Genomic DNA, 26,479 nt, shown 5'->3' with positions numbered 1-26,479 from the left:
CAGAAATAACTGCTCATCAGACCGGCACCGACGCCGGCGAGGACGCGAGGACGCGATGACCACAGCACCACGGCAGCAGCGACGCATCACCCAGCGGCGGATCGCCGAGCTCGCCGGGGTCAGCCAGTCGACCGTCTCGCTGGTCGTGAACGGCAAGGCCGACGCGCTGACCCGCATCCCTGCCGACACCCGCGAGCGGGTGCTGCAGGTCCTCCGCGAGGCCGAGTACGTCGCCGACCCCGCGGCGCGCCGCCTGGCCGGGGTCGGCAACCGGCTCGTCGGCGTCTTCACCTACGAGCCCGCGTTCCCGTCCGCGAGCCGAGACTTCTACGCCGCCCTGCTCACGGGCATCGAGTCCCAGGCCGAGCAGCTGGGCTACGACCTGCTCATGTTCACGTCGGCGCCGGTCGTGGACGGTCGCCGCAGCCTCTTCCACCCCAACAACCGGCTCCGTCTGGCCGACGGCTGCCTGCTCCTCGGGCTCGAGATGGACGGAGCCGATCTGGAGCGGCTGCTCGCCAGCGGTTTCCCCTTCGTGGCGGTCGGACGCCGCGAGGCGCGTGACGTGCCGTACGTGGCCGCCGACTACGTCGCCGGAACGGCCGACCTCGTCGCCCGCGCCTGGGACCTGGGGCACCGACGCTTCGCGATGCTCCGCCGCGACAGCTCGGGGGAGTCCGTCGTCGACCGCCACCGGGGCTTCGTCTCCGAGCTCGCGCGGCGGGCCCCCTCCGGCTCCGCGACCGTGCTCGACCGGGCCACCGACGGCGAGGACCTCGCCGCCGACTGGCAGGCGCTCCGCGCCAGCGGTGCGAGCGTGGCGTTCGTCGAGTCGCCCGGTCACGCGCTCGCCATCCACGCGCTCGCCCACCGCGAGGGCGTGCGGGTGCCCGAGGACCTGTCGATCGTCACCCTGGCGGACCCGTCCCACACGTCCGAGGGACAGGTCGACCTCACGCGGCTGAGCCCGCCGCGCACCCAGCTCGGGGCGGAGGCCGTCGCCCTCCTGGGCCGAATCCTCGACCCCACCGAGATCGTGCCCGACGACGACCTGCGGCTGACCCTGCCCTGCTCGATCGTTGCCGGCTCGACGCTCGCGTCCCCTCCCACACCCTCCGAGAAGGAGTCACGATGACCCACCCCCACCCGACAGCACCGTCGATCACGGGCCTCGGCCGCGACGACACGCTCGGGGCCGGCCCGGAGATCACGACGGACGTCCTCGTCGTCGGCGGCGGTCTGGGTGGCGTCGCCGCCGCCCTCGCGGCCCTCGAGAACGGTGCCCGCGTCGTGCTCAGCGAGGAGTACGCCTGGCTCGGGGGTCAGCTCACCAGCCAGGCCGTCCCGCTCGACGAGCACAGCTGGATCGAGCAGTTCGGGGCGACCGCCCGCTACCGCCGCCTGCGCGACGGGATCCGGGACCACTACCGGACCTACTACCCCCTGACCGCCGAGGCCAGGGCCGAGCGCGCGCTCAACCCCGGCAACGGTCTGGTGAGCCGCATCTGCTCCGAGCCGGCCGTCGGCGCCGCCGTGCTGGAGGCGATGCTCGCGCCGCACCGGTCCTCGGGGCGTCTCCTCGTGCTGCAGCCGGCCGTCCCGATCTCGGCCGTCGTGCAGGACGACGCCGTTCGCAGCGTGACGCTGCGCCTCACCGACCAGGGCCGCGACGTCGTCGTCACGAGCACCTACGTCGTGGACGGCACCGAGCTGGGCGACCTGCTGCCCCTGACCGGGGCGGAGCACGTCACGGGGTTCGAGTCGCGGGAGCAGACCGGCGAGCCCAGCGCCCCGGAGCAGCCCCAGCCCGAGAATCAGCAGGCCTTCAGCTGGTGCTTCGTCATCGACCACCTCGACGGCGAGGACCACACGATCGACCCGCCGCAAGACTACGAGCACTGGCGGTCGCGGCAGCCCGACTACTGGAACGCGCCGATGATCTCCCTCACCGGCCCGGACCCGCGCACGCTCGAGACGACGACGCGGACCTTCACCCCGCACGCCCCGCCGCCCGCGACGGTGGCCGACCAGGGCAAGGACCCGGGCGACCGCGAGCTGTGGACCTTCCGCCGGATCCTCGACCGGACGAACTTCACGCCCGGCGCGATGCCGAGCGACGTCGTGCTGGTGAACTGGCCGATGATCGACCACGTCGACGGGACGCTGGTCGACGTCGAGCCGGCCGTGGCCCGTGAGCACCTGGCCGCCGCCCGGCGGCAGTCGCTCTCGATGCTGTACTGGCTCCAGACCGAGGCCCCCCGACCCGACGGCGGCCGCGGCTACCCGGGACTCCGCCTCCGCGGTGACCTCACCCGGGGTCCGGACGGGCTGGCGATGGCGCCGTACATCCGCGAGTCGCGCCGGCTGCTCACGGTGGGCACCGTGACCGAGAACGACCTCTCGATCGAGGTCAAGGGTCACGGGCGCCCGTTCACCACCGCCGACTCGGTCGGGGTGGGGATGTACCGGATCGACCTCCACCCGAGCTCGGGCGGGGACAACTACCTCGACATCGCGAGCAGCCCGTTCGAGATCCCGCTCGGGATCATCGTGCCGCGCCGCCTCACGAACCTGCTGGCCGCCGGCAAGAACGCCGGCACCACGCACATCACCAACGGTGCCTTCAGGCTCCACCCCGTGGAGTGGAACATCGGCGAGGCGGCCGGGACCCTGGCCGCCTTCTGCCTCCGGCACGGCCTCACCCCCCACGCCGTGCACGCCACTCCCACCCACCTGGCCGACTACCAGGCCGTTCTCACCGACGACGGCGTCGAGCTGCACTGGCCCGACGTCGTCGGCTACTAGGAAGAAGCATCATGAGATCAGCAAGGACGCTGACCGCCATCGCCGCGGCCATCACCGGATCCCTCGTCCTCGCCGCCTGCGGCGGATCGGCCGGCGGGGGCGGGTCGAACGAGCAGACGGAGAACATCGCGCTGCGCATGACGATCTGGACGTCGAACGAGGATCACCTGGCGCTGTTCAACTCCATCGCCGACGACTACATGGCCGACCACCCCGAGATCGCCTCGATCACGTTCGACCCGCTGCCGTTCGACGACTACACCTCGACCGTCACGACCCAGATCGCCGGCGGCAACGCGCCCGACCTGGCGTGGGTCCTGGAGAACGCCGCGCCGGACTTCGTCGCGAGCGGGGCCCTGATGCCGCTGAACGACACGCTCGAGGCCACCGAGGGCTACGACTTCGACGACATCTCCGCGAGTGCCGCCGAGCTCTGGACCCACGACGGCGAGCTGATCGGCTACCCGTTCAGCACCTCGCCCTTCGTCACGTTCGTCAACGACGACCTCCTCGCCGAGGCCGGCCTGCCGAGCGGGGCGGAGATGCTCGCCGACGGGTCGTGGACCTGGGAGGACGTCAGCGCGGCCGGCGCGACGGTGAAGGCCGGCACGGGCAGGACCGGGTTCGTGGTCCGCGACTTCGACTACCTCAACTGGGACTACCTCAGCACCGTCTGGAACGGCTGGGGCGCGAGCCCCTGGAACGAGGACGGCACGCAGTGCACGTTCGACAGCCCCGAGATGACCGAGGCGTTCGAGTTCCTGCACGACGCCGCGTTCACCAGCTCCTCGATGCCCGGGCCGGGGACGAGCGCCGACTTCTTCGCGGGGGAGGCGGCGTTCACCGTCACCCAGATCTCGCGGGCGAACCTGCTCCCCGAGGACGGCTTCGCGTGGGACCTGCTCCCGCTTCCCGCCGGTCCCGACGGCGAGTACGCCGTCACCGGGCAGGGCGGGGTCGGCGTCATCGCCCAGGGCCCGAACCCGCAGGCCGCCGCCGACTTCCTCGCCTACTTCACCAACCCGGAGAGCTCCGAGGCGCTGGCGGCGTACTTCCCGCCGCCCCGCGAGTCCCTCCTCACGGTGGACGTCCTCTCGGCGGCCAACCCCCTGCTGACCCCCGAGCAGATCGAGACCGTCGTCATCCCCGGGATCGCGAACGGCCAGGTCCGCCCGAGCCACACCGACGCCGCGCAGATCGCCCAGCAGGTCCGGGCCTCGCTCGACGACCTGTGGACCCCCGGCGCCGACGTCGCCGGCGTGCTCGGCCAGACGTGTGGGGCCATCGCGCCGCTCCTGGAGAAGTGATGTCCCTCGCCACCCCTGCGCGCCCGGCCCGGGACGACTCCCGGGCCGGGGGCGCCCGCACCGACCGGCGGCCGCCGCCCCACGTGCGGCGCGACGCCCGCACCGGCTACCTGTTCATCGCCCCCCAGCTGCTCGGCATCGTCGCGTTCGTCCTCGTGCCGCTCGGCCTGATCGTCTACTACTCGCTGCACGAGTGGAACGTCCTGGCCAACACGTTCACCTTCGTCGGCCTGGACAACGTCGAGCGGCTCTTCAACGACCCGCAGCTGGCCTCGGTCCTCCGGGCGACGGTGGTCTTCTCGCTCGGCCTCGTCGTCGTCAACCTCTCGCTCGCACTCCTGCTCGCGGTGATGCTCAACCGACGCTGGCCCGGCGTGACGGTCTTCCGGACGATCTTCTTCTCGCCCGTGGTCATCTCGCTGGTGGCGTGGACGATCGTGTGGGGCTTCCTCCTGCAGTCGGACGGCGGCATCAACGGTGCGCTCGCCATGCTGGGCATCGACGGCCCGAACTGGCTCCGCGAGGGGTGGGGCGCCATGATCGCCGTCATCGTCGTGCAGGTCTTCAAGAACGTGGGACTGAACATGGTCCTGTTCCTGTCCGCCCTCCAGGGCGTGCCACGGGAGCTCCACGAGGCGGCCCGCATCGACGGCGCCTCGGACGCCGCCATCTTCCGCCGCATCACCCTGCCACTGATCTCCCCGATGATCATGCTGACCTCGATCATCACGATCGTGGGCTCGCTGCAGGTGTACGCCCAGGTCGCCGTCCTCACCCAGGGCGGACCCGGGATCTCCACGACGGTGCTCGTCTACTACCTGGTCCAGCAGTCCTTCGACTTCCACCAGTTCGGCTACGGCTCGACGCTCGCCATCGTGCTGTTCGTCATCGTCCTCGTCCTGACGATCGCGCAGTGGCAGCTGCGCAAGAGGTGGGTCCACTATGAGAGCTGACGTCCTCGACCCCGCGACGGACGGGACGCGGCGCGAGCCCGACGACGACCGCGCGTCCTCACCGACGAGCACCCGACCGCAGGGGGAGATCCACCGATCTCCCGTCTGGCGTCGGATCCTCTTCTACGCCGCGCTGGTGGCGCTGACCGTCCCGTTCGTCATGCCGACGTGGTGGATGTTCACCTCGGCGCTCAAGCCGGTGAGCGAGATCTTCGCCTACCCGCCGACGCTGTGGCCCAGCGAGGTCACGTGGACCGCGTTCCGGGAGGCGTTCGTGCTCCAGCCGTTCGTGCGCCAGTACTTCAACAGCGTCTACATCGCCGTGCTCGTCACGGGCGGCACGATGCTGATCTCCGCGATGGCCGGGTACGGCTTCGCCCGCATCAGGTTCCGCGGCCAGAACGCGCTCTTCCTCGTCGTGCTCCTGGGCCTGCTCATCCCGAGTGAGGTCACGATCGTCCCGCTCTTCCAGATGTTCAACACCTGGGGGATGGTCGACACGCACTGGCCGCTGCTGCTGGCCACGACCTTCGGCGCGCCCAGCGTCCTGGCGACGTTCATCATGCGGCAGTTCTTCATCACTCTCCCCGTGGAGCTGGAGGAGGCGGCGCGGCTCGACGGCCTCGGGCGGTGGCGCACCTGGTGGTACATCGCGCTCCCGCTCGCCCGGACGGCGCTCGCGGCCGTGGCGATCTTCACCTTCCAGCACGTGTGGAACCTCTACCTCGAGCCCACGGTGTTCCTGCAGTCGCCGGAGATGTTCACCCTTCCCCAGGCGCTGACCCGCTACACCGACGCCTACGGCGGCGAGATGTGGAACGTCCAGCTCGCCGCGGCGACGATGACGGTGATCCCGGTCCTGGTGATCTTCTCGATCGCGCAGAAGCAGTTCGTCGAGGGCCTGGCGCAGACGGGGCTCAAGGGGTAGCGGCGTCGCGGGTGGGTGGACGGGGCGTGCACACCGCGCCGGCGTCGGACACCCTCCGTACGCCTGGACTTCGGCGGAGGGACACCGCCCCGTCGTGCCCGCGTCGTTCCTGCTTGGTCGCATGGTCGGGACCCCGTCTCCCAGTGACAAGGACGCCACGTGCGCACGCACAGACGCCCGGCACGAGCAGCGATCGCGATGCTGCTCGGATCGACCCTCGGCCTGACCCTCGCCCTCCCCGCCCACGCGGCTCCGGAGCTGCCTGACCAGCCGGCTCCGAGCCTCGACGACGGACCTCGCGTCGTCGTGACGGAGCTGACCAACGGCGGCCCCGGCGGCTACCACGACAACTTCATCGAGATCGCCAACCTCGGCTCGCAGGCCCAGGACCTCACGGGGTGGGCCGTGTTCCGGTGCACCGGGACCGGGTCGGTGGCCTCCGCGCCCCAGGTGACGCTCGCGGGCGTGCTGGAGCCGGGCGAGGTCCGCGTGCTGGCCCGTCAGCACGCGCAGTCCACGGTCGACGCCGACCAGCGCTACGCGACGTCGATGGCGAACAACTCCTACGGCGCTCTCATCCGGGACGCCGCCGGGGCGACGGTGGACGCCGTGGCCGTGAAGGACTCCTCGGTCGCGGGCGCCGGCTGCGTCGCCGGGACCGCGCTGCCGAACGTCACCGACTCGGTGCGCGGCGAGTCGTGGCAGCGGATCGGGAGCACCGGCGACAACCTCGCCGACTTCGTGCGTGCGCCTCGCACCCCGGGAGACCCGGTGGCGGCAGCGCCCTCGCCCGAGCCGCGCGGAGGTGACGTCCTCATCTCCGAGGTCGCCCACGCGGGACCGGCCGGGGCCGGCGACCACCTCGTCGAGATCGGCAACTACGGCACCACGGCCGTGACCCTCGAGGGCTGGACGCTGTGGCGCTGCAACGAGCTCGGACGCCGTTTCGCCGGCGACCTGATCGCGACGGCTCTGCCGAGCACCCTCTCCCCGGGCGAGGCCGTGGTCGTGCCCACGACCGGCTTCGTGGCCGGCGCGGCGGGCGTCCTGCTGGTCGACGGCGAGGCGGCGACGGTCGACGCCGTCGCCCTGGCCGACGGCCAGGACAGCGCGTGCGCCCAGGGTCGACCGCTGCCGTACGCCGGGCTCGACGCCGCGGGTGGCGACAGCTACCAGCGCACGGCGCCCGAGGGTGACAACCGGACCGCCTTCGTCGCCGCGCCCCGCGGTCCGGGGCAGCTCCGCGCGAACCTCCCGACCGAGCCCGAGCCGGAGCCGGAGGAGTTCCTCTCCACCACCGGCGGGCCGAACGTCCGGGTGGCCGAGCTGACCAACACCGGTCCCGCCGGGAACGGCGACATCTTCTTCGAGCTGGTCAACTACGGCGACGAGCCGCAGCCCCTCGACGGCTGGAGCGTCTACCGCTGCACCGGCACCGGGGTGCGCGCCTCCGTCGAACAGCTCACGCCCGCGCAGCTGCAGGGTCGCGTGCTCGCGCCCGGTCAGCGACTGACCGCCGCCCGCAGCGCCCAGTCGAGCCCGGAGGTCGCCGCGGCGGCCGACCTGTTCTTCGACATCAGCTTCGCGACGCAGTACGGCCTGATCGTCTTCGACGAGTCGGGCGTCGTCGTCGACCGGGTCGGCTCGGCCCGTCACGACGTCGAGAGCTACTGCGCCGCGGGAACCCCGCTGCCCGGCAGCCTCAGCGGCCTGTACGCCGAGACGTGGCAGCGCGTCGACCTCACCGGTGACGCCCGGGTGGACTTCGTCGCCGCGCCCCGCACCCCCGGCGCCGTGAACGCCCGCGCCTGGGAGCGGCCGCGCGCCGACTCCGCGGTCCGCGTGACCGAGCTCGCCAACGGCGGCCCCGGCGGCGCGGCCGACAACTTCGTCGAGATCACGAACCTGGGCGAGGTCCCCGTCGAGCTGGGCGGCTGGCAGCTGTTCCGCTGCACCGGCACGGGCCGCGCCTACCCCGACACCCGGCAGCTCGTCCTGCCCGCGGCGACGCTCGCGCCCGGCGCGTCCTACGTCATGGGTCGCACGGGCGGATTCACCGGGCAGGCGGACGTCACCTACGGCACGAGCCTCGCGACCGACGGCGGCTTCGGCGTCGTGCTGACCGACGCCGAGCTGCGCACGGTCGACCAGGTGGGCGTGTTCACGGGCGTCGACTCGGCGTGCACGACGGGCCACCCCCTCGCCAACGACCTCGACTTCGGCGACGGCGAGTCCTGGCAGCGCACCGGCGAAACCGGGGACGACGCCGCGGACTTCGCCCGCGCGCTGCGCACGCCCGGCGTGCACGGAGACGTCGTCCCGCGCGAGCGCGTCGTCCTCGAGCCCGGCCCGGTGCAGATCACCGAGGTCACCAACGGTGGACCCGCGGACGTCGTCGACGGCACTCCCGCGATCCCCACCACGCCCGGCTCGGAGCAGTTCGTCGAGCTCGCGGCCCGCGGGAGCGAGAGCACCGACGTGTCGGGGTGGCAGGTGCACTACTGCTCCGTCGACGGCCGCCGCGTGGCCGAGCCCCAGGCCGTCATCCCCGACGGGACCGTGCTCGCACCCGGCCAGGCGTGGACCCTGGTCGGCCCGGACGCCCCGGTCGGCCTCGTCGGCGACGCCGTCGCCACGGGTCGGATGGACGCCGCCGGGTACGGCGTGGTCGTCACCGACCGCGCCGGCGCCGTCGTCGACCGCGTCGGTGTCTACTACGACGACGTCGGCCTCGTCACGAACGCCCCGACCGGCCCGTGCCGGGCCGGCGTGCCGCTCGACCGCCGCCAGTCCACGACGTCGGTCTCCGCGGGCTGGAAGCACGGTCTGAGCTTCCACCGCACGCAGTTCACCGGCGACAACTACCACGACTACGTGCCGGGTCCGCGGACGCCGGGGGAGTTCGTGGCGCTCGCGCACACCGACCCCGCGGTGCCGAGCCCCGGCGCGCTCGACCCCGTGACGCTCGATCGCGCCACGGTGCCAGGAGCGCCGCTCGCGGACTCCTCGCGACCCGCGTCACCCACCGCCGTCGGGGAGATCCTCACCGCTCGCGCGGCGGTCGACTCCGACCTCGCGGTGCGCGGCGGCACGGTCGCCGAGGCCGAGGTCCGCACGTTCGCAGGTGTCTCGCCCGCGGCGCCGCTCGAGGCGCGGACGGGTGCGCAGGAGCGTGAGGTCACCGACGGCGTCGCTGAGTCCTCCGACGACGCCCGGGGCTACCCCTACCTCCGGCTCGAGGTCGCCGTCGGCGAGATCGACACCCCGGTGGAGGTGGTGTGGACCGGCAGCACGCGGGAGCGCCACGAGCTCCAGCTGTCCGTCTGGGACCCGCAGGACGAGGCGTGGGTGCTGTCCGACCACCGCAGCGGGCAGGACGGTGAGGAGGTCACCCTCGTCGCCGCGATCGACCCGGCCGTGGTGACCGACGGCGTGGCGACCGTGCTCGTACAGGACGGACCGCGGGTGGAGGAGAACCTGACGGCGGAGACGGACCAGGCGTTCGAGACGCCGGGGACGTACGACTTCAGCATCGGGCACGTCACCGACACCCAGTACCTCGTCGAGCAGAACCCGCGCATCTTCACGGACATCAACGCCTGGTTCGCCGCGAACGCGGAGGCACGGGACGTCGCGTTCGTCATGCACACCGGGGACCTGATCCAGAACTGGCTGCGCGGCGACCAGGAGCGCGACCGGGCCGTGGAGGAGTTCGAGCTGGCCTCGCGGGTGCAGGAGATCCTCGAGACCGCCGGTGTCCCGCACTCCGTGCTCCCGGGAAACCACGACAACGTCTGGGGCACGTCCAACGACCTCTTCGACTCCTACTTCCCGGCCGAGCGCTACGCCGACTCGCCGTGGTTCGGGCAGGAGGGTCCGCTCGGCATGGGGGCGCACTACAGCACCGTCGAGCGCGACGGCGTGAAGCTGCTGTTCCTCTCCCTCGGCTACGACACGCGCGAGCAGGAGCTCGTGTGGGCCGAGGACGTCATCGCCGCACACCCCACGCACAACGTGGTGATCGGCACGCACGAGTACCTGCGTCCCGAGATCGACGAGCGCGCGAACCCCTCCAACGGTCGCTGGACCGCGCAGGGCGACGTCTACTTCGAGCGGCTCGTCGAGCCGTACGACAACGTCGTGATGACCCTGTCCGGGCACCTCCACGGGGTGCGTCAGCGGGTGCTCGAGGACGTCGGTGGCACGCCGGGCCGCACGGTCGTGGAGACCGTGGCCGACTACCAGTCCTACGCCTCGCAGGACGTGCGCGACTCGGTGTTCCTGCGCCTGTACCAGGTGGACGTGGCGGCCGGTCGGATGGCCGTCAACGCGTTCTCGCCCCGTCACGACAGCTTCGAGCCCTTCCGGTACGAGCACCGCAACGGCTGGTACACGGCGGAGAGCGACGAGCTCGTCCTGCCCGTCGACCTGCTCTACGCCAAGACCGTGCGGACCAGCGCGGTCACGGTGCTGAGCGACGTCGCCCCCGTCGGTGGGGTGCTGACCCTCGCGGGTGGCGAGGACGGCGAGGTGACCTGGTCCGGGCTCGCGGCCGGCGCGGAGCACGGCTGGTACGTGACCGCGACCGGTGGGGAGCTCGCGCCGGAGCGGGGACGGCCGTCCGCCGTCGCCACGTTCGTCGCGGCCCTCGCTCCGACGGAGCCCGGCGAGCAGGTGTTCTCGGACGTCGCCGTCGGCGACCTCTTCCACCACGAGATCGCGTGGCTGGCGGAGCGTGAGGTGACGCGCGGCTGGACGATGCCGGACGGCACGCGTGAGTTCCGACCGGTCACCCCGGTCGCTCGCGACGCGATGGCGGCGTTCCTGTACCGGCTGGCCGGATCGCCGGAGTTCCGGGCGCCCGAGCGGTCACCCTTCAGCGACGTCGCCCCGGACGACCAGTTCTACGCCGAGATCACCTGGCTCCACGAGCGGGGCATCTCCACCGGGTGGGACAACGGCGACGGGACGGCCTCGTTCCGACCGCTCGCGCCGATCGCCCGGGACGCGATGGCGGCCTTCCTGCACCGGTACGCCGAGGTGGGTGAGACCGAGGTCCCCGCGGTCTCGCCGTTCGTCGACGTCGCGACGGACAACCAGTTCTACGCGGAGATCGCGTGGCTGGCCGAGCGGGGCATCGCCACGGGCTGGGTCGGATCGGGCAACGACGGGACGTCGTTCTTCCAGCCGCTGAGCTCGGTCAACCGTGACGCGATGGCGGCCTTCATGTACCGCCTGCACCACCTGGAGGACTGAGCCCGTCCGCCGATCCCCGCACCCCCGGTTCGTCGGGGGTGCGGGGATCACGCGTCCCCGGCGGTCGTGCTGTCAGGCGGAGGAACTCGCGGACGTCTCCGACCGCGCCGCCTGCAGGATCGAGGGCAGGAGGCCGGGGAAGCGCGCCTCGAGGTCGGCGTCCCGCAGCCCGTTGAGGATCGAGGTGCCCCGGTAGCGCTGCTCGATCACGCCCGCCTCGCGCAGGACGCGGAAGTGGTGGGTGGAGGTCGACTTGCTGACGGGGAGCTCGAAGGCGATGCAGGCCTGGTCGTCGTGACCGTCGGCCAGCTGCCTGACGATCCGACGTCGGACGGGATCGGCGAGAGCCGACAGCACGGTGTCGAGCTCGATCTCCTCGGGCTCCGGATGCGCGAGCGTTCGCACGGGCGGCCACCTCTCCTCGTCGCTGGACAGCGCGACGACCCTATCGTACGATCGCCGTCGTAGTACGACAGAGGTCGTACTAAGAGAGGAGTTCGGCCCGTGCCGACGTTGTTCGACCCCCTGCAGCTCCGAGGCCTGGAGATCCCCAACCGGATCTGGATGTCTCCCATGTGCACCTACTCCGCCGAGCCCGACCCGGCGCGAGCCGGGCGCCCGACCGACTTCCACCTGGCCCACTACGGCGCCAGGGCGGCCGGCGGCGTGGGGCTCGTGATGGTCGAGGCCACGGGGGTCACCGCCGACGGCCGCATCTCGCCCTACGACCTCGGGCTGTGGGAGGACGGCCAGGTGGCCGACTTCGCACGGCTCGCGAGGGTGATCGCCGACGGCGGTGCGGTGCCGGGCGTCCAGCTGGCCCACGCCGGGCGGAAGGCGTCCGTGGACCGCCCCTGGCGCGGCGGCGGCCCGGTCGACGAGGCGGATCACGGCTGGCCGTCGGTCGGGGCGAGCCCCGACGCCTTCCCCGGCTACCCGGTGCCCCGGGAGCTGACGGTCGAGGACATCCGCGACGTCGTGGCCTCGTTCGCCGCGAGTGCCACCCGCGCGCTGGAGGCGGGGTTCGAGGTCGTCGAGATCCACGCGGCGCACGGCTACCTCCTGCACTCCTTCCTGTCGCCGGCCTCGAACGGTCGTGAGGACCACTACGGCGGGAGCCTGGAGAACCGGGCCCGGATCGTGCTCGAGGTCGTCGACGCCGTGCGCGCCGTGTGGCCGCAGGACCGCCCGATCCTGATGCGGGTGTCGACCACGGACTGGATCAGCGAGGACCCCTCGCACGAGCGCGAGGGCTGGACGGTGGCCGACACGGTCCAGCTCGCCCGGTGGGCCGGTGAGCGCGGCGTCGACCTCATCGACGGCTCCTCCGGCGGTCTGCTGCCGGCACCGATCCCGTCGCGACGCGACTACCAGACGGCGCTGACGGCTCGCGTCAGGGCCGAGGCGGGCGTGGCGGTGGCGGCCGTGGGTCGCATCGACGACGCGGCGTGGGCCGCCGAGCTCGTCGCCTCCGAGCAGGCCGAGGCGGTGTTCGTCGGGCGCGCGCTGCTCCGGGACCCGTCGTGGGCCAACGACGCCGCGACCGAGCTGGACCGGGCGCGCCGCTACCTCGTCCAGTACGACTACGCCCTCTGATCCGACCGCACGAGAAGGAGCACACCCGTGAAGATCTTCCAGATCGGCGCCGCCGGCGGCGTCGGAGCGCGTCTGTCCCGTCTGCTGACCGCCCGCGGTGACGTCGTCACCGGCATGCACCGCCGGGCGGAGCAGGCGTCGACCATCGAGGAGACCGGGGCGAGCGCGGTCCGGGGCGACCTCGTCGAGGACTCGGTCGAGGCTCTCGCCGAGAAGATCGCCGGCCACGACGCCGTCGTGTTCTCGGCCGGGGCGCACGGGACCGGCGCCGAGATGACGACGCTGATCGACGGCCGAGGTGTGGAGAAGGCCGCCGAGGCGGCGATCCGTGCCGGCGCGACGCGGTTCGTCCTGGTCTCCGCCTTCCCCGAGTCCGAGCGCGACAGAGAGCTCGGGGAGGGGTTCGAGCACTACATGCGGGTCAAGAAGGCGGCGGACGTCCACCTCGTCGGCACCGACCTCGACTGGCTCGTCGTCCGACCGGGGATCCTGAGCGACGAGAGCGGCGACGGCCGCGTGACCGCCGGCCTGGCGATCGACTACGGCGTCGTGCGACGGGACAACGTCGCGGCCTTCATCGACGCTGCGCTGCACGAGCCGGCGCTGTCCCGCACGATCGTCGAGCTGACCGACGGGGACACGCCGGTCGCGCAGGCGGCGCTCGACGTCGCCCGGTCGACCGGGCCGCGCTGAGCCCAGCGGTCGGCGGGGAGCGATTCAGCCCGCCCCGTCGCCGTCGCCGTCCTCCGACGGACGCGCCGGGGCGGGCTCCGGCTCGCCCCGCCCCGACCACTCCTGCAGCCGCTCGATGATCTCCCCGACGGCGGGCTCCGAGAACGCGGGGATCCTGTGGGAGCCGTCGGTGGTCACGACGATCACGCGGCCCGACCACCGCGGACGGTTCGGGATGTCGCCGTGGACCGCGACGATCTCATCGCGTCGGATCTCCAGCGGACGCAACCGGCGCCGCACGTGCAGCGCCTCCGGCGCCACCACGAGCGACGTCGCGGTCGACGCCACGGCGAACCAGGCCAGCGACCCGAGCACGACGGCGACGATCGGCGCCGCCACGAACCACGGGACCTCGATCCAGAGCGTCGCGTAGTTGGTGAACATCGCGGCGTACAGGACCAGGAGCACGACCATCCACCAGGGCGGGGGTCGGTTTCGCGCGACCGTCTCCGTCATCCGTCCACGCTAGGTGGCGACCCCGGTTCCCGCGACCGCTCCGAGCCCGGCCGGGTCCGGTCGACGCCTTCGTCCCCGGCCGAGCTGTCCCCGACCGAGCGGTGCGTCAGGTGTCGATCGAGACCATGTTCGCGTCGTCGTGCCGGTTCCCGGAGGCCGGCTCGAGGGCGGTGAGCCGGTCGGCCTGGTCCGTCGTGAGCTCGATCGCGTCGGCCGCGGTGTTCTCCTCCATGCGCGCCACCCGGCGGGTGCCGGGAATCGGGGCGATGTCGTCACCCCGCGTGAGGATCCACGCGAGCGCGGTCTGGGCCGGCGTCGCGCCGATCTCCGCCCCGATGGCCCTGACCTCCTCCACGAGGCGGAGGTTGCGCTCGAGGTTCTCTCCGACGAAGCGCGGATTGGTCTTGCGCCAGTCGTCGTCGGGGATGTCGGCGGCGGAGCGGATCTGCCCGGTCAGGAGGCCGTGGCCGAGCGGCGAGTAGGGAACGAAGCCGATCCCGAGCTCCCGCAGGACGGGGAGGATCTCCGCCTCCACGTCACGGGTCCACAGCGAGTACTCGGTCTGGAGCGCCGAGACCGGCTGGACGGCGTGCGCGCGCCGGATGGTCCTCGCGGACGCCTCGGAGAGCCCGAAGTGGCGCACCTTGCCCTCGGCGATCAGCTCGGCCACCGCGCCCGCGGTCTCCTCGATGGGCGTGTTCGGGTCGACGCGGTGCTGGTAGTAGAGGTCGATGTGATCGGTACGCAGGCGCCGCAGCGAGCCCTCGACAGCTGCCCGCACGTTCGCCGGGCTGCTGTCGGTCACGCCGGGGCCACCCCCGGCGTGGGAGACGAGGCCGAACTTGGTCGCGATCCGCACCTCGTCCCGTCGGCCCTGCACCGCCTGTCCGACGAGCTCCTCGCTGAGGTAGGGGCCGTAGATCTCCGCGGTGTCGATGTGGGTGACGCCGAGGTCCAGGGCGCGCCGGACGGTGCGGATCGACTCGTCGTTGTCGAGCCCGCCGCCGGACGTGTACGTGCCGGCCATGGTCATGGCGCCGAGGCCGATGCGCGAGACCTCGAGGCTGCCGAGGCGGACGTGCTTCATGGTGCTCATGGTGCTGGTTCCTCCCTGTCCGGCCACGCGGTCGGTGGCTGACGTCCCGAGTCAACGCGCCTTTCGCCAGGGGCGCGTGGCCCTGTCGACGGGTGCCCCAGCAGGGACCCTCTCGGGGTCGGGAGGTGGCGTAGTTTCCTTGCCATGGCCACCCACGACGCGATCAGCGAATTCCTCACGACGCGTCGCGCGAAGCTCACCCCCGCCCAGGTCGGTCTGCCGGACTTCGGCGGTCGACGTCGTGTGCCGGGTCTGCGCCGCGAGGAGGTGGCGCTCGTGGCCGGGATGAGCGCGGAGTACTACAAGCGGCTCGAGCGGGGGAACGCGGGCGGCGTCTCGGAGGCGGTGATCGACGGCGTGAGTCGTGCGCTGCAGCTCGACGACGCCGAGCACGCGCACCTGCACGACCTCGTCCGCGCCGCCAACGCGGGCGCTCACCCGCGTCAGCGCGCGCGGACGGTGCGCCCGGCGCAGCTCACCCCCGGGCTGCGGCAGACGATCGACGCGATGTCGACGGTGCCGGTCTTCGTCCAGAACGGCCGCCTCGACGCCGTGGCCACGAACGAGCTCGGACGCGCGCTCTTCTCGGTGATGCTCGACGACGACCGCCCCTCGCCCGCCAACGCCGCACGCTTCCTCTTCCTCGACCCGCGGGCGCAGGAGTTCTACCGGGACTGGGACGACCAGACGCGGCAGATCGTGGCTGTGCTGCGGGCCGAGGCCGGCCGCTCCCCGTACGACCGGCAGCTGAGCGACCTCGTCGGCGAGCTCTCCACGCGCTCCGACCTGTTCCGCACCCTCTGGGGAGCCCACGACGTCCGACGGCACAGCACCGGGCTGAAGAGGGTCCACCACCCCGAGGTCGGCGACCTCGACCTCACGTTCGAGGTGCTGGACCTCGCCTCGGGGCGGGGGCTCCAGCTCGTCGTGTTCTCCGCGGCGCCGGGATCGGCGGCCCAGGAGCGGCTCCAGCTGCTCGCGAACCTGGCGCGGACGGAATCGCGGTCGGCTACGACCGATCGAGCCGCACCCTGAACCACTCCAGCGGCACGACTCGGTTCCTGAGCGTGCCTCGCGGCATCGGTGCTGGTCAGGCCGGTGCGGTCGCTCGCATCACCCTTGGATCGCCGCTCGTGTGGATTGACGTGCCGCTGGGGCGGTCGTCGGTCGGGCTGTCTCGCGCTCGCGCGTAGTTGCGACCCGACTTTGTTACGGTGGTAGAGAAACACTGCCCGCCGCGTCGATGGAGTCGCTGTGCCCGAGTTCACCTGGTCGTCCGGATCGCTCGTCCTCGCGTTCGCCGGGGGTGACAACGACCCCGTCCGGCTCTGCTCGATGCTGCCCCGCGGGGGAGCGGACGGCCCCGCGGAGACGGACCAGCCCCTCGTGGAGCTCTCCGCCTTCGGCCACGGTCGATTCCCCGGCGGCTTCCGCCACGTCGACACGGTCCTCGGGCGGTCGTTGCGGTACGTGGGGCACGACGTCGAGGGCGACCGCCTCACCGTCCGACAGCACGAGCCCACCCTGGGGCTGGACGTGCGCAGCGTCGTCGAGACGACGTCGCCCGACTCCGTGCGGACCTGGACCGAGGTCACCCGAACCGCGGGCCAGGGCGAGGGCGATGTCGTGCTCGACTTCGTCTCCTCGTTCGCCACCGGCGCCGTTCTGCCCGACTCCGGGGCCGAGGTGGAGGATCTCGACCTCGTGGCGGGGGCGAACGACTGGGTCGCCGAGAGCCGGTGGAGCACCCGTCCGCTGCGGGAGGTGGGCCTCGCGAGGATCGATCGTGAGCTGCAGCACCACGCGCCCCGCAGTCGCTACCACCTGACGAATCGGGGGTCGTGGTCGACGGGCGAGGCGCTGCCCACCGCCGTCGTCACCTCCCGGTCCTCCGACTACGCCATGGGCTTCCAGGTGGAGCACAACGGACCCTGGCTGCACGAGATCGGTGAGACCCGCACGAGCCTCTACGTGCTCGCCTCGGGTCCCACCGACGCCGAGCACCAGTGGTCGGTCCGGCTCACCGCCGGCGAGACGTTCGTGACGCCCGCCGTCGGGGTCGCCGTGGTGCGGGGCGGCGCGGACGACGCGTTCGGCACGCTGACGGCCCACCGGCGAGGTATCCGTCGGCAGCGTGAGGCGGACCTAAGCCTGCCGGTCGTCTTCAACGACTACATGAACACGTTGATGGGGGACCCGACGACGGCGAAGCTCATTCCACTCATCGAGGCGGCGGGGAAGGTGGGGGTCGACATCTTCTGCATCGACGCCGGCTGGTACGCGGACGGCACCTGGTGGGACTCGGTGGGGGAGTGGCTGCCCGCCGCCGACCGCTTCCCCGGTGGGCTCGAGGAGGTGCTGACCGCGATCACCGACCGCGGGATGGCGGCAGGACTCTGGCTCGAGCCGGAGGTGATCGGGGTCAACTCACCCCTGGCGAGGACCCTGCCCGAGGAGGCCTTCTTCTCCCGCGGCGGCATCCGCCTCGCCGAGCACGGGCGCCACCTGCTGGACCTGCGTCACCCCGCGGCGCGCGGGCACGTCACCGCGGTCGTCGACCGACTCGTGGAGGGCTACGGCGCCACGTTCATCAAGATGGACTGCAACACGATGACGGGACCCGGCAGCGACCGTGGCGGGATCGCGCCGGGCCACGGTCTCCTGGAGCACAACCGGGTCCTGCTCGACTGGATCGACGAGATCCAGGCGCGGCACCCGGCGCTGCTGATCGAGTCGTGCGCCTCCGGTGCGATGCGGATGGACTACGCCACGCTGTCGCGGCTGCACCTGCAGTCCACGTCCGACCAGCAGGATCCGGTGATGTACGCGCCGATCGCCGCGGCGGCGCCCGCCTCGATCCTGCCGGAGCAGGCGGGCAACTGGGCCTACCCGCGCACCGGCACCTCGACGGAGCTCTTCACGCTCTCGCTGGTCAACGGTGTGCTCGGACGGATGTACCTCTCCGGCTACCTCAACGTGATGACGCCGGCCGAGCTCGCCCTCGTGCAGGACGCGGTGGCGGCCCACCGCGCGCTCCTTCCGACCCTGGCCACCTCGACGCCGTTCTGGCCGCTGGGCCTCCCGGGGTGGGAGGACGGGTGGGTCGCGCTGGGCCTGCGCGACGCCGACGGTGGTCACCTCTCGGTGTGGCGGCGGCCCGGCGCCGGCGCGATCGTCCGGCTGCCCGTGCCGCACCTGCGCGGCACCGACGTCGCCGTCGACGCCCACTTCCCCCGTGCGCTCGACGGCTGGACGGCGGACTGGGACGCGGCGGAGGGGGTCCTCAGGGTCACCGTGGACGACTCGATCCCGGCGGACGTCGCGAGCGCGCGCGTGCTTCGCCTCACGCCGGCCTGATCGCGGCGACGGCCTCCCGGGCGAGTCGGACCTGGACCTCGAGTCGCTCGGGAGCGCGGTCCACCGCCCACCGGGCCAGGTCGAGCCACGACAGCACGCGGAGGTTCCTCAGCGTGCGGTCCTCCAGCACGACCCCGCCGGCGGCGGCGAGACCCTCCCGGTAGGCGTTCTCGATCCGGGTCACGACGGCGGGCGGACGACCGGTGCGCAGCTCGCGGCCGTCCACCCCGGCGGGCGCCAGGAGGTCGTCGTAGCCGACGGCGCCCACGTGCGCCCCGTCCCAGTCCAGCAGGACGAGCTCCGCGCGGTCGCCGACGCGGCGTCGCAGGACGTTGTGCGGGCCCAGGTCCCCGTGCACCAGACCCGTGCGCGGGGGTCGTGCTCGAGGTGGTCGAGGAGCTCGAGCAACCGGGGCACGTCGGACGTCTCGTAGACACCGAGCGCGAGCAGCGGGTCACCCGGCACGAGCTGCTCGCGGTGGTAGGCGAGGTTCCGTCGGTGGGCACGGTCGGCGTCGCGACCGAACCGGGTGAACAGCGCGTCCGGCGCCCCGTCGAGATCGATCTCGGCGATCCGGGCGGCCCACCGCCCGGCGCGGCGCCAGAGCTCGATCTCGCCGGGGGTGTCGACGAGCAGCGCTCCGCTCGTCCCCTCGACGAACTCCTGGACCTGGTACGGGACGCCGTCGATCCTCCCGTGACCCAGCACGCGGGGCAAGGGGACGCCGGCCTCAGCGGCTCGCCGCTGCACCCAGTTCTGGTCGGCCGGCGACAGGCCGGGGTGATCGGCGGAGTGCGGGACGCGCAGCACGTGGGTCGCGCCGTCGTCGGTGCGCATGACGGCGACGGCGTTCACGAACCCCGTCCAGGCGGGGACGGAGCTGCTCGACCACCGCAGACCGTGTCGTCGAGCCACCTCGGCCGCGAGGTGGTGCGGGATCCCCTCGACGGTCATCCCTGGTGGCCGGCGTCGTCAGGACGCGACGAGCGCCGGTGCCCCGGAATGCGTGACCCACTCACCGAGGTGGTGGTCGTAGCAGCGCGAGTTGTCGATGCGCGAGCGGTCGATCTCGACCTCGTCGGCCGAGACCCGTCCCAGTCGCTCGGGGTCGGGGCGGCCATCGCGAGGAGCTTGGTGTAGTCGTGGTGGGCGTCGAGGATGACGGCGTCCGCGGGTCCGCGCTCGACGACCCTGCCCCGGTAGAGGACGAGGATCTCGTCGGAGAAGTGGCGGGCGGTGGCGAGATCGTGCGTGATGTACAGGACGGCGAGGTTGTCCTCCCGCTGGAGTCGAGCCATCAGGTTGAGCACGCCGAGCCGGATGGAGACGTCGAGCATCGAGACGGGTTCGTCGGCGATCAGCACCTGGGCGCCGGGCGCCAGGGCACGGGCGATCGCCACCCGCTGGCGCTGACCCCCCGACAGCTCGTGCGGGCGCCGCTCCATGAACGTGCGGGCCGGCGTCAGGTTCACCCTCTCGAGCATCTGCGCGACGCGGTCGCGCGTCTCCTCGGCCCCGTGCGTGCGGCCGTGGATGCGCAGCGGTCGCGCGATGTGGTGCTCGATGGAGTGGAACGGGTTGAGCGAGGCGAACGGGTCCTGGAAGACCATCTGCACGTGACGGCGGTACACCGATCCGCGCACGGGCGTCCGGTCGTCGAGCGTGACGTCGATCCGGCCGGACGTGGGCTTCTCGAGCCGGGTCAGCAGCTTCGCGATCGTCGACTTGCCCGAACCCGACTCGCCCACGAGCGCCACGGTCCGGCGCGGGACGAGGTCGAAGCTCACGTCGTCGACGGCGCGCAGGTGCTGGCGCCGCAGGCCGGTGCGCAGCGAGTAGTCCTTGGTCAGGTTCGTGACCTCGACGCTGGTCATCGCGCCTTCCCCTCGGGGTCTCGGTGGCGTCGTCCATGACGCCCGTGCGGATGAAGTCGCCGCGATCGCCCGACAGGCTCGGGAAGGAGCCCAGCAGCGTGCGGGTGTAGGGGTGCGACGCCTGGGTGTAGAGCTTCTCGGAGGTGTCGAGCTCGACGATCTCGCCGCGCAGCATGATGGCGATGCGGTCCGCGATCTCCAGGAGGAGCGGCAGGTCGTGCGTGATGAAGATGACGGCGAAGTCGAGCTCGTCCTTGAGGCGCACGATCTCGCGCAGGATGTCGCGCTGGACGACGACGTCGAGCGCCGTGGTCGGCTCGTCCATGACCATCACCTGGGGTTCCAGCAGCATGGCCATCGCGATCATGACGCGCTGCCGCATACCGCCGGACAGCTCGTGCGGGTAGGACCCGAGCCGGTTCGCCGCCACCCCGACGCGTTCGAGCACCTCGGTGGATCGGCGCTCGACGTCGGAGCGTGATGTGCCGGGGCGGTGCGCCAGGATCGTGTCGCGCAGCTGCTTGCGCACCGTCATCACCGGGTTCAGGGCGTTCATGGCCCCCTGGAAGACCATCGAGAGCTTGTCCCAGCGGAACCGGCGCAGCCGCTCGTCCGCCAGTCCCAGGATGTCGATGTCCTCGCCCGACGCGTCGTGGAACGTGACGCTGCCCCCGGCGATCCGGGCGGGCGGGAGGTGCAGGCGGTTCACGGCGTAGGCCAGCGTGGTCTTCCCGCACCCCGACTCGCCCGCGAGTCCGAGGATCTCGCCCGCGCCCAGCGTGAACGACGCGCGCTTCACGGCCTCGACGGGGGGATCGACCTCGTAGACGACCGAGAGGTCGGTGACGGTCAGGACGGGGCGGCGAGCGCCGCCGTCCTCGCCGGTCGTCGCCGGTCGGGTCGCGGCCTCCGCGGCGGATCCGGTCGTGCTGCTCGTGGTGGTCATGAGCGGGCTGCCTCCTCGAGACGACGGATGCGCTTGGCGCGCTTGCGGTGCAGGCGGACGTTCTTGAGCTTGGGGTCGATGACCTCGTCGATGGAGAAGTTCACGAGCGACAGGCCCATCCCGAACAGGGCGATCATCAGGCCGGGTGGCACGAACCACCACCAGGCCCCCAGGGACAGCGCAAAGCCGTTCTGGGCGTAGAAGAGCATCGTGCCGAGCGTGGCCGAGTTCGACGAGCCGAGACCGATGAACGAGAGCCCGGCCTCGGAGAGGATGCCGGCGATCACGGCGAAGACGAACTGCGACGCGATGACGGGTAGCAGGTTCGGCAGGATCTCGACGGTGATGACGCGCCACGACCGCTCGCCGGCCACGCGGGAGGCTGCGACGTAGTCACGGCTGCGGACCGAGAGCGTCTGCGCCCGCAGCACGCGCGCCGAGCCGGCCCAGCTCGTGATGGCCAGCACGATGGCGATCGTCCACCAGCCGCGGGCCTCCCGCGGCACGAAGGCCGCGATCACGATGACCAGGGGGAGGCCCGGGATCACGAGGAACACGTTCGACAGCAGGGAGAAGCCCTCGTCGGCGAGGCCGCCGAGATAGGCGCCGTAGATCCCGAAGGCTGCCGACAGGATCGTGGCGAGCACACCGACCAGGAGACCGATCTGGAGCGACCCGCGCGTCGCCCACGCGAGCTGGGCCAGCACGTCCTGACCGGTCTGCGTGGTGCCGAGCAGGTGCTCGGACGACGGCCCGGTGAGGCCGATGTCGCGGATGACGGACGGATCGCCGACGAGGAAAGGTCCGATCGTCCCGAACAGGGCGATCGCGAGGATGAGGAACAGTCCGATCGCCAACCACGGGGTGAGCGTGGGGAGCATGAGCCGCCAGGCGGAGCGGCGTCGCGTGCCGCCGGTGCGGGCCTCCTCCGCCGCGAGCTGCTCGGTGGCCTGGGCGACGTCGGGCTGGTTGCCGGGGGTGGGACTGGGCATGTGTCGCCTCCTAGGACTTCGCCCGGGTACGGGGATCGATGAGCCCGTACAGCAGGTCGACGATGAGGTTGGCGCCGAGCACGGCGATCGTGATGTAGAGGAAGACGCCCTGCATGAGCGCGTAGTCGTTGTTCGTCACGGCCTGCAGCAGCCGGGAGCCGATCCCGGGGTAGGAGAAGATCTGCTCGGTGATCACCGACCCGGAGACCACGAAGCCGAGCGAGATGGCGAAGCCGGCCACCGAGGGCAGGACGGCGTTGCGGGCGGCGTAGGTGAGCTGGATCCTGCGCTCGCGCAGACCCTTCGCGCGCGCCGTGACGATGAAGTCCTCCGACAGCGTGGAGACCATCATGTTGCGCATCCCGAGCAGCCAGCCGCCCAGCGCCGCGATCACGATCGTCAGTGCAGGAAGGGTGGCGTGGTAGATCGCCGAGGAGATGAAGGCCCAGTCCCAGCCGGGGTCGAGCACGACGTCGTAGCCGCCCTGCCCGGGAAGAGCTGGAGCGTGCGGGAGAGCACGAACACCAGGATGAGGGCGAGCCAGAAGTAGGGGACGGCGGCCAGCAGGGTGGTCGCCGGCACGAGCGAGTCGAGCCAGGTGCCCGGACGCCAGCCGGCGATCATCCCGAGGGTGACGCCGATGATGGCCGCCAGGATGGTCGAGACCCCCACCAGCACGATGGTCCAGGGCATCGACGTCGCGATGACGTCGGTCACCGTGGCTGGGTAGTAGGAGACCGAGACTCCCAGGTCGCCCCGGGTGAGGTTGACCAGGTACTGCCAGTACTGCTCGAGCAGAGGGATCGAGTCGTCGCCCCCCAGCAGCAGGGCGTAGGCCCGGCGGGTCTCGTCCGTCACGACGCCGCCACGCTGCTGGAGCTTTGCGAGGAGGATGTCGACCGGATTGCCGGGAAGCAGTCGCGGGATGAGGAAGTTGATGGTCAGCGCGGCCCAGAGGGCGATCGCGTAGAAGCCGAGCTTCCGAAGGACGAATCTCACGGGGCCACCTGCCTGCCGGGGATGCTGCTGGGGGACGACGAGCTCACGGACTACTCCGCCGTGGGCGCGAGGGCCTTGTAGATCTCGGCGGCGTCGAGCGCGGACCAGACCGCGGGGAACGCGTACAGGTCGTCCTCCGTGGGCCAGCCCGTGAACTTGCCGACGTTCCACTGGCTCGTGGTGCCGCCCGTCATCACGGGGATGTACGGCATGTCGGCGACGATCGACTCCTGGATGGTCGCGAAGAGCGCCTCGCGGGCGGGGTCGTCGAAGTCGAGCGCCTGGAGCTCCTCGACGGCGGCGTCGACCTCGGGGTCGGAGTACCGCGAGAAGGCGTTGCCGGAGGACTCGCCCACGGGTGTCGCCGTCGTGAAGTAGTACTGGTACGGGTAGTACGGGTCGGGCGCCGGACCCTGGCCGAGCGAGTCGATGACGAGCTCGAAGTTGCCGTTCTGCTTCTTGTCGGTCCACTCGTTCCAGGACGACTGGGTCTGGACGATCTCGATGCCGGCGTCGCGCGCCTGCGAGGTGATGGCGTCGATGGCGGTGATGTAGTCGGTCCACCCGGTGACGACCTCGACGTTGAGCGCGACGCGCTGGCCGTCCTTGGCGTAGATGCCGTCGGAGCCCTTGGCGTAACCGGCGGCCTCGAGAACCGCGCCGGCACCGTCGGGGTCGGCGCCCGTGGGCGAGACCGGGTCGCTGATGGTCGAGGAGATCCACTGCTCCTGGCTCGGGACGAGCGCGAAGGTGGGCGACATCTCCGAGGCGGTGCCCTGGAAGGCGAGCGAGTTCAGCTGGTCGCGGTTGATCGCGAGGTACAGCGCCTGACGGACGGCGGGGTCGACCTGCGCACCGGTGCAGCCCTGCTCGGCCGAGGAGCACGTGGCCAGGACCATCTGGTTCTGGTTGGCGGTGACGGCGTCGTACCCGGGGTAGTTCTCCGAGACGTTCTGGATGTCGGGCACGGGGCCGGTCTGCCAGTCGATGCTGCCGGAGGCCAGGGCGTCGGCGCCGGCCTGGTTGCCGGACAGCGAGAGCCAGCGGATCTGCTTGAGCTCCGGCTCGCCGTCCCAGTAGTCGGGGTTCGCCGTGAAGGTGAACGCCTGCGGCTTGAAGTCGTTGTAGACGAAGGCGCCCGTGCCGACGGGGGCCTCGACGACGTCCTCGGTGGGGTTGACGTCGGCCCAGAGGTGCGCCGGGACGATGTACTGGCCGAGGAGGTCGGGGGCCTGGACGTAGGACGGCTCGTCGAAGGTGAACGTGACGGTGGTGTCATCGACCGCCTCGGTGACGCCGTCGTAGCCCATGTTGTTGATCGCCGGGGTGTTCTTCAGCATGTCGAACGTGAAGACCACGTCCTCGGCGGTGAACGGCTCGCCGTCGGAGAACGTGACGTCGTCGCGCAGCGTCACGGTCAGGACCGTGCCGTCCTCGTTCCACTCGTAGTCCGTGCCCAGCAGCGGCACGGGGTCCTGGGTGCGGGCCTTGTTGAAGAAGTACAGGGGCTCGTAGATCGTGCCGCGGCCGCCGATGTTGGAGGGCGAGTACGGGTTGAAGTTGATCTGGTAGTCCCCGGCCTGACCGGTGTAGGCGACCAGTGTCGTGTCCGCGCTCGCGCCGCCACCACCGTCACCTTCTCCCGAGCCGGAGGTGCCACCGCCGCAGGCGGTGAGGACGAGCGCGAGGGCGGCTGCGCCGGCGATACCGGCGGGCACCTTTCTCCTCGCGGGGCGTGAAATCGATCGGATCATCGTTGGTCCTTCCGTCGCCAGTGACGTGGGTGAGTGGCGTGTCCGGCCACTGACGAGGATTATTACTCTAGTAAATTAACTTGGTCAACTAACCCGGCGGGTCGGTCCGCCCCGCAGTAGGCTGTGGTGCTCCGTCTCACGACTGCGGGCGTGACACGTGGGTCGAGGGACAGGGGAGTGCGATGACGCTGAGCGCCGAGGGTCAGGTTCTCGGCGGCTGGCCCGACCTGAACAGGGCCGAGCGCAGCGCGCTGCGTGAGGTGCTCGTGCACGGGCCGCTGCCGCGCACGGAGATCGCTCGCCGACTGGGTCTGTCGCGGGCGAGCCTGACGCGCATGGCGCGCACGCTGCTGGACGAGGGGCTCGTGGCCGAGGGCGGCGTGGAGATGCGTGCCCGGACGGGCAGGCCAAGCGAGCTGCTGCGGTCCCGCGACGACTCGTTCCGGCTGATGGGGGTCAAGCTCACCGGTGACACCGTCTACGCGGTGCTGACCGACCTGCGAGCGCGGGTCCTCGCGTCCGTGTCGGAGCCGATCGAGAACCCCGAGTTCTCCGCCGTCGTGGCCCAGGTGACGCGGCTCCACGGCTCGCTCGCGGCCTCGGGAACGGCGATCGTCGCCCTCGGCGTGTGTCTGGCGGGAGACATCGTGACCGAGGCCGGGCGGCGCATGGTCGCCTCCTCGCCCTACCTGGGATGGGTCGACGTCGACCTCGTCGGCGCACTGACGGCGCGGCTCGCGATCCCGGTGGTCGCCGAGAACGACGTCCGCGCGCTCACCGCCCTCGAGCACTGGTTCGGCGCCGCCGTCGACCTCAGCTCCTTCGCCCTCGTCACCGTCGGAGCGGGGCTCGGTTTCGGCTTCGTGATCGGGGGCCGCGTGCTGACGGGCAACCAGGGTCGCGCCGGGCGGCTCGACCACCTCCGCATCGATCCCGACGGGCCGCCGTGCGGCCTGGGGCACCGCGGCTGCGCCTCGTCGTACCTCACGAGCGGATCGATCGTGCTCAACGCCGGGCGGCCCGATCTCGACTACGACGGCGTGGTCCGGGCGGCGCGCGCCGGTGAGCCGGGACCCGTCCAGGCCTTCCGGGACGCCGGCTACGCCCTGGGCACCCTGCTGGCGACGGTGGCCAACGTCATCGATCCGGAGGCGATCATCCTCACGGGCGACGGCCTCGCCGTGGTGGAGATCGCGCGTGACGCCGTGGACGAGGCGATCGCGCTCGTCCGCGATCCGGCGGACGCCGAGACGCCGCTGGAGATCCAGGGATTCGGTTTCGCCGAGTGGGCCAGGGCGGGCGCCGTCACCGCGCTCCGCGAGCTGCTCGGCGACTAGCTCCGGGCGGGCGCGCGTCGCCCTCGTCCTTCCGTCGACCCCTCCAGGTCGCCCGGGCGGACCTCTGCGCCCGCTCTTACTTTCGTGAATT

General features: G+C 71.7%; 18 protein-coding genes and 4 pseudogenes. 11 read left to right on the top strand and 11 right to left on the bottom strand.

All coding sequences use genetic code 11. The features are described 5' to 3' along the window. Positions 1-55: 55 nt before the first annotated feature. The 6 genes from C8046_RS03685 (at position 56) to C8046_RS03660 (ending at position 11,249) form a co-directional block, all read left to right on the top strand. On the top strand, positions 56-1,135 hold the full coding sequence (locus tag C8046_RS03685; protein ID WP_109228298.1) for a LacI family DNA-binding transcriptional regulator: 1,080 nt from the start codon (positions 56-58) through the stop codon (positions 1,133-1,135). Beyond that, the gene (locus C8046_RS03680; RefSeq protein ID WP_199224382.1) at positions 1,132-2,805 is read left to right on the top strand and encodes an FAD-dependent oxidoreductase; all 1,674 of its coding nucleotides are present in this window, start codon (positions 1,132-1,134) and stop codon (positions 2,803-2,805) included. Before C8046_RS03685 ends, C8046_RS03680 begins: the two co-directional genes overlap by 4 nt. Positions 2,806-2,816: 11 nt before the next feature. Continuing rightward, positions 2,817-4,112, top strand: coding sequence for an ABC transporter substrate-binding protein (locus C8046_RS03675; RefSeq protein ID WP_109228297.1), 1,296 nt, complete (start codon positions 2,817-2,819; stop codon positions 4,110-4,112). After that, positions 4,112-5,065 carry a carbohydrate ABC transporter permease gene (locus tag C8046_RS03670; protein ID WP_109228296.1) on the top strand — a complete coding sequence of 318 codons (954 nt, stop codon included), beginning with the start codon at positions 4,112-4,114 and terminating at the stop codon, positions 5,063-5,065. Before C8046_RS03675 ends, C8046_RS03670 begins: the two co-directional genes overlap by 1 nt. Next, entirely contained in the window at positions 5,055-5,993 is a 939-nt protein-coding gene (locus tag C8046_RS03665; protein WP_109228295.1) for a carbohydrate ABC transporter permease, read from the top strand. Before C8046_RS03670 ends, C8046_RS03665 begins: the two co-directional genes overlap by 11 nt. A gap of 159 nt (positions 5,994-6,152) precedes the next feature. Continuing rightward, positions 6,153-11,249, top strand: a complete 5,097-nt coding sequence (locus C8046_RS03660; RefSeq protein WP_146197055.1) for a lamin tail domain-containing protein — start codon at positions 6,153-6,155, stop codon at positions 11,247-11,249. Positions 11,250-11,321: 72 nt separating this feature from the next. Here the strand turns inward: C8046_RS03660 and C8046_RS03655 are convergent, their stop codons facing one another. Further along, positions 11,322-11,654, bottom strand: coding sequence for an ArsR/SmtB family transcription factor (locus C8046_RS03655; protein ID WP_109228293.1), 333 nt, complete (start codon positions 11,652-11,654; stop codon positions 11,322-11,324). A gap of 99 nt (positions 11,655-11,753) precedes the next feature. On the opposite strand from C8046_RS03655, the gene C8046_RS03650 reads away from it, so the two are divergent. Then, complete coding sequence (locus tag C8046_RS03650) at positions 11,754-12,845, top strand: NADH:flavin oxidoreductase/NADH oxidase (protein WP_109228292.1); 1,092 nt, start codon at positions 11,754-11,756, stop codon at positions 12,843-12,845. Between the two features lie 27 nt (positions 12,846-12,872). Further along, the gene (locus C8046_RS03645; protein ID WP_109228291.1) at positions 12,873-13,538 is read left to right on the top strand and encodes an NAD(P)H-binding protein; all 666 of its coding nucleotides are present in this window, start codon (positions 12,873-12,875) and stop codon (positions 13,536-13,538) included. A gap of 24 nt (positions 13,539-13,562) precedes the next feature. On the opposite strand, the gene C8046_RS03640 is transcribed toward C8046_RS03645, so the two are convergent. Beyond that, positions 13,563-14,033 (bottom strand): hypothetical protein, encoded by a 471-nt coding sequence (locus C8046_RS03640; protein ID WP_109228290.1) that lies wholly within the window; start codon positions 14,031-14,033, stop codon positions 13,563-13,565. Positions 14,034-14,139: 106 nt separating this feature from the next. Next, positions 14,140-15,120: an aldo/keto reductase gene (locus C8046_RS03635; RefSeq protein ID WP_109230719.1), complete on the bottom strand. Its 981-nt coding sequence runs from the start codon at positions 15,118-15,120 to the stop codon at positions 14,140-14,142. Between the two features lie 153 nt (positions 15,121-15,273). Between C8046_RS03635 and C8046_RS03630 the strand changes: the two genes are divergently transcribed. Together C8046_RS03630 and C8046_RS03625 are read left to right on the top strand one after the other, a co-directional pair. Further along, the gene (locus C8046_RS03630) at positions 15,274-16,164 is read left to right on the top strand and encodes a helix-turn-helix transcriptional regulator (protein WP_109228289.1); all 891 of its coding nucleotides are present in this window, start codon (positions 15,274-15,276) and stop codon (positions 16,162-16,164) included. A gap of 219 nt (positions 16,165-16,383) precedes the next feature. Next, a complete protein-coding gene (locus C8046_RS03625; protein ID WP_109228288.1) occupies positions 16,384-18,486 on the top strand; it encodes a glycoside hydrolase family 36 protein in 2,103 nt (700 codons plus the stop codon). Here the strand turns inward: C8046_RS03625 and C8046_RS03620 are convergent. The 8 genes and pseudogenes from C8046_RS03620 to C8046_RS03590 all read right to left on the bottom strand — a co-directional run bounded on the left by C8046_RS03620 (position 18,473) and on the right by C8046_RS03590 (position 25,015). Continuing rightward, entirely contained in the window at positions 18,473-18,670 is a 198-nt protein-coding gene (locus C8046_RS03620; RefSeq protein WP_146197054.1) for a hypothetical protein, read from the bottom strand. The two genes, C8046_RS03625 and C8046_RS03620, sit on opposite strands and share 14 nt — an antisense overlap. A 33-nt stretch (positions 18,671-18,703) precedes the next feature. Beyond that, positions 18,704-18,844 (bottom strand): annotated as a pseudogene (locus C8046_RS20175) (hypothetical protein); the annotation flags it as partial. A gap of 119 nt (positions 18,845-18,963) precedes the next feature. Further along, positions 18,964-19,440 (bottom strand): annotated as a pseudogene (locus C8046_RS20170) (phosphotransferase); the annotation flags it as partial. Then, positions 19,437-20,360 (bottom strand): ABC transporter ATP-binding protein, encoded by a 924-nt coding sequence (locus tag C8046_RS03610; protein WP_109228285.1) that lies wholly within the window; start codon positions 20,358-20,360, stop codon positions 19,437-19,439. The pseudogene C8046_RS20170 and the gene C8046_RS03610, both read right to left, overlap by 4 nt. A 40-nt stretch (positions 20,361-20,400) precedes the next feature. Beyond that, a pseudogene (locus C8046_RS03605) lies at positions 20,401-21,306 on the bottom strand (ABC transporter ATP-binding protein); the annotation flags it as partial. Next, complete coding sequence (locus C8046_RS03600) at positions 21,303-22,298, bottom strand: ABC transporter permease (RefSeq protein ID WP_109228284.1); 996 nt, start codon at positions 22,296-22,298, stop codon at positions 21,303-21,305. The gene C8046_RS03600 and the pseudogene C8046_RS03605, both read right to left, overlap by 4 nt. 10 nt (positions 22,299-22,308) lie before the next feature. Further along, a pseudogene (locus tag C8046_RS03595) lies at positions 22,309-23,297 on the bottom strand (ABC transporter permease). Positions 23,298-23,347: 50 nt separating this feature from the next. Beyond that, positions 23,348-25,015, bottom strand: a complete 1,668-nt coding sequence (locus tag C8046_RS03590) for an ABC transporter substrate-binding protein (RefSeq protein ID WP_235866077.1) — start codon at positions 25,013-25,015, stop codon at positions 23,348-23,350. Positions 25,016-25,233: 218 nt separating this feature from the next. Here C8046_RS03590 and C8046_RS03585 point away from each other — a divergent pair, with 218 nt between their 5' ends. Continuing rightward, positions 25,234-26,388, top strand: coding sequence for an ROK family protein (locus tag C8046_RS03585; RefSeq protein ID WP_109228282.1), 1,155 nt, complete (start codon positions 25,234-25,236; stop codon positions 26,386-26,388). The last annotated feature ends 91 nt before the right edge of the window (positions 26,389-26,479 follow it).

This window comes from Serinibacter arcticus (assembly GCF_003121705.1).
GTDB lineage: Bacteria > Actinomycetota > Actinomycetes > Actinomycetales > Beutenbergiaceae > Litorihabitans.
The sequence above is the reverse complement of the archived record's forward strand: the minus strand, read 5'-3'. Positions and strand labels throughout refer to the sequence as shown.

Coding starts and splice junctions, on each gene's coding strand:
- C8046_RS03630 (WP_109228289.1), top strand. CDS start 15,274: ATGGCCACCCACGACGCGATCAGCGAATTCCTCACGACGCGTCGCGCG.
- C8046_RS03685 (WP_109228298.1), top strand. CDS start 56: ATGACCACAGCACCACGGCAGCAGCGACGCATCACCCAGCGGCGGATC.
- C8046_RS03635 (WP_109230719.1), bottom strand. CDS start 15,120: ATGAAGCACGTCCGCCTCGGCAGCCTCGAGGTCTCGCGCATCGGCCTC.
- C8046_RS03665 (WP_109228295.1), top strand. CDS start 5,055: ATGAGAGCTGACGTCCTCGACCCCGCGACGGACGGGACGCGGCGCGAG.
- C8046_RS03600 (WP_109228284.1), bottom strand. CDS start 22,298: ATGCCCAGTCCCACCCCCGGCAACCAGCCCGACGTCGCCCAGGCCACC.
- C8046_RS03670 (WP_109228296.1), top strand. CDS start 4,112: ATGTCCCTCGCCACCCCTGCGCGCCCGGCCCGGGACGACTCCCGGGCC.
- C8046_RS03610 (WP_109228285.1), bottom strand. CDS start 20,360: ATGACCAGCGTCGAGGTCACGAACCTGACCAAGGACTACTCGCTGCGC.
- C8046_RS03675 (WP_109228297.1), top strand. CDS start 2,817: ATGAGATCAGCAAGGACGCTGACCGCCATCGCCGCGGCCATCACCGGA.
- C8046_RS03680 (WP_199224382.1), top strand. CDS start 1,132: ATGACCCACCCCCACCCGACAGCACCGTCGATCACGGGCCTCGGCCGC.
- C8046_RS03640 (WP_109228290.1), bottom strand. CDS start 14,033: ATGACGGAGACGGTCGCGCGAAACCGACCCCCGCCCTGGTGGATGGTC.
- C8046_RS03585 (WP_109228282.1), top strand. CDS start 25,234: ATGACGCTGAGCGCCGAGGGTCAGGTTCTCGGCGGCTGGCCCGACCTG.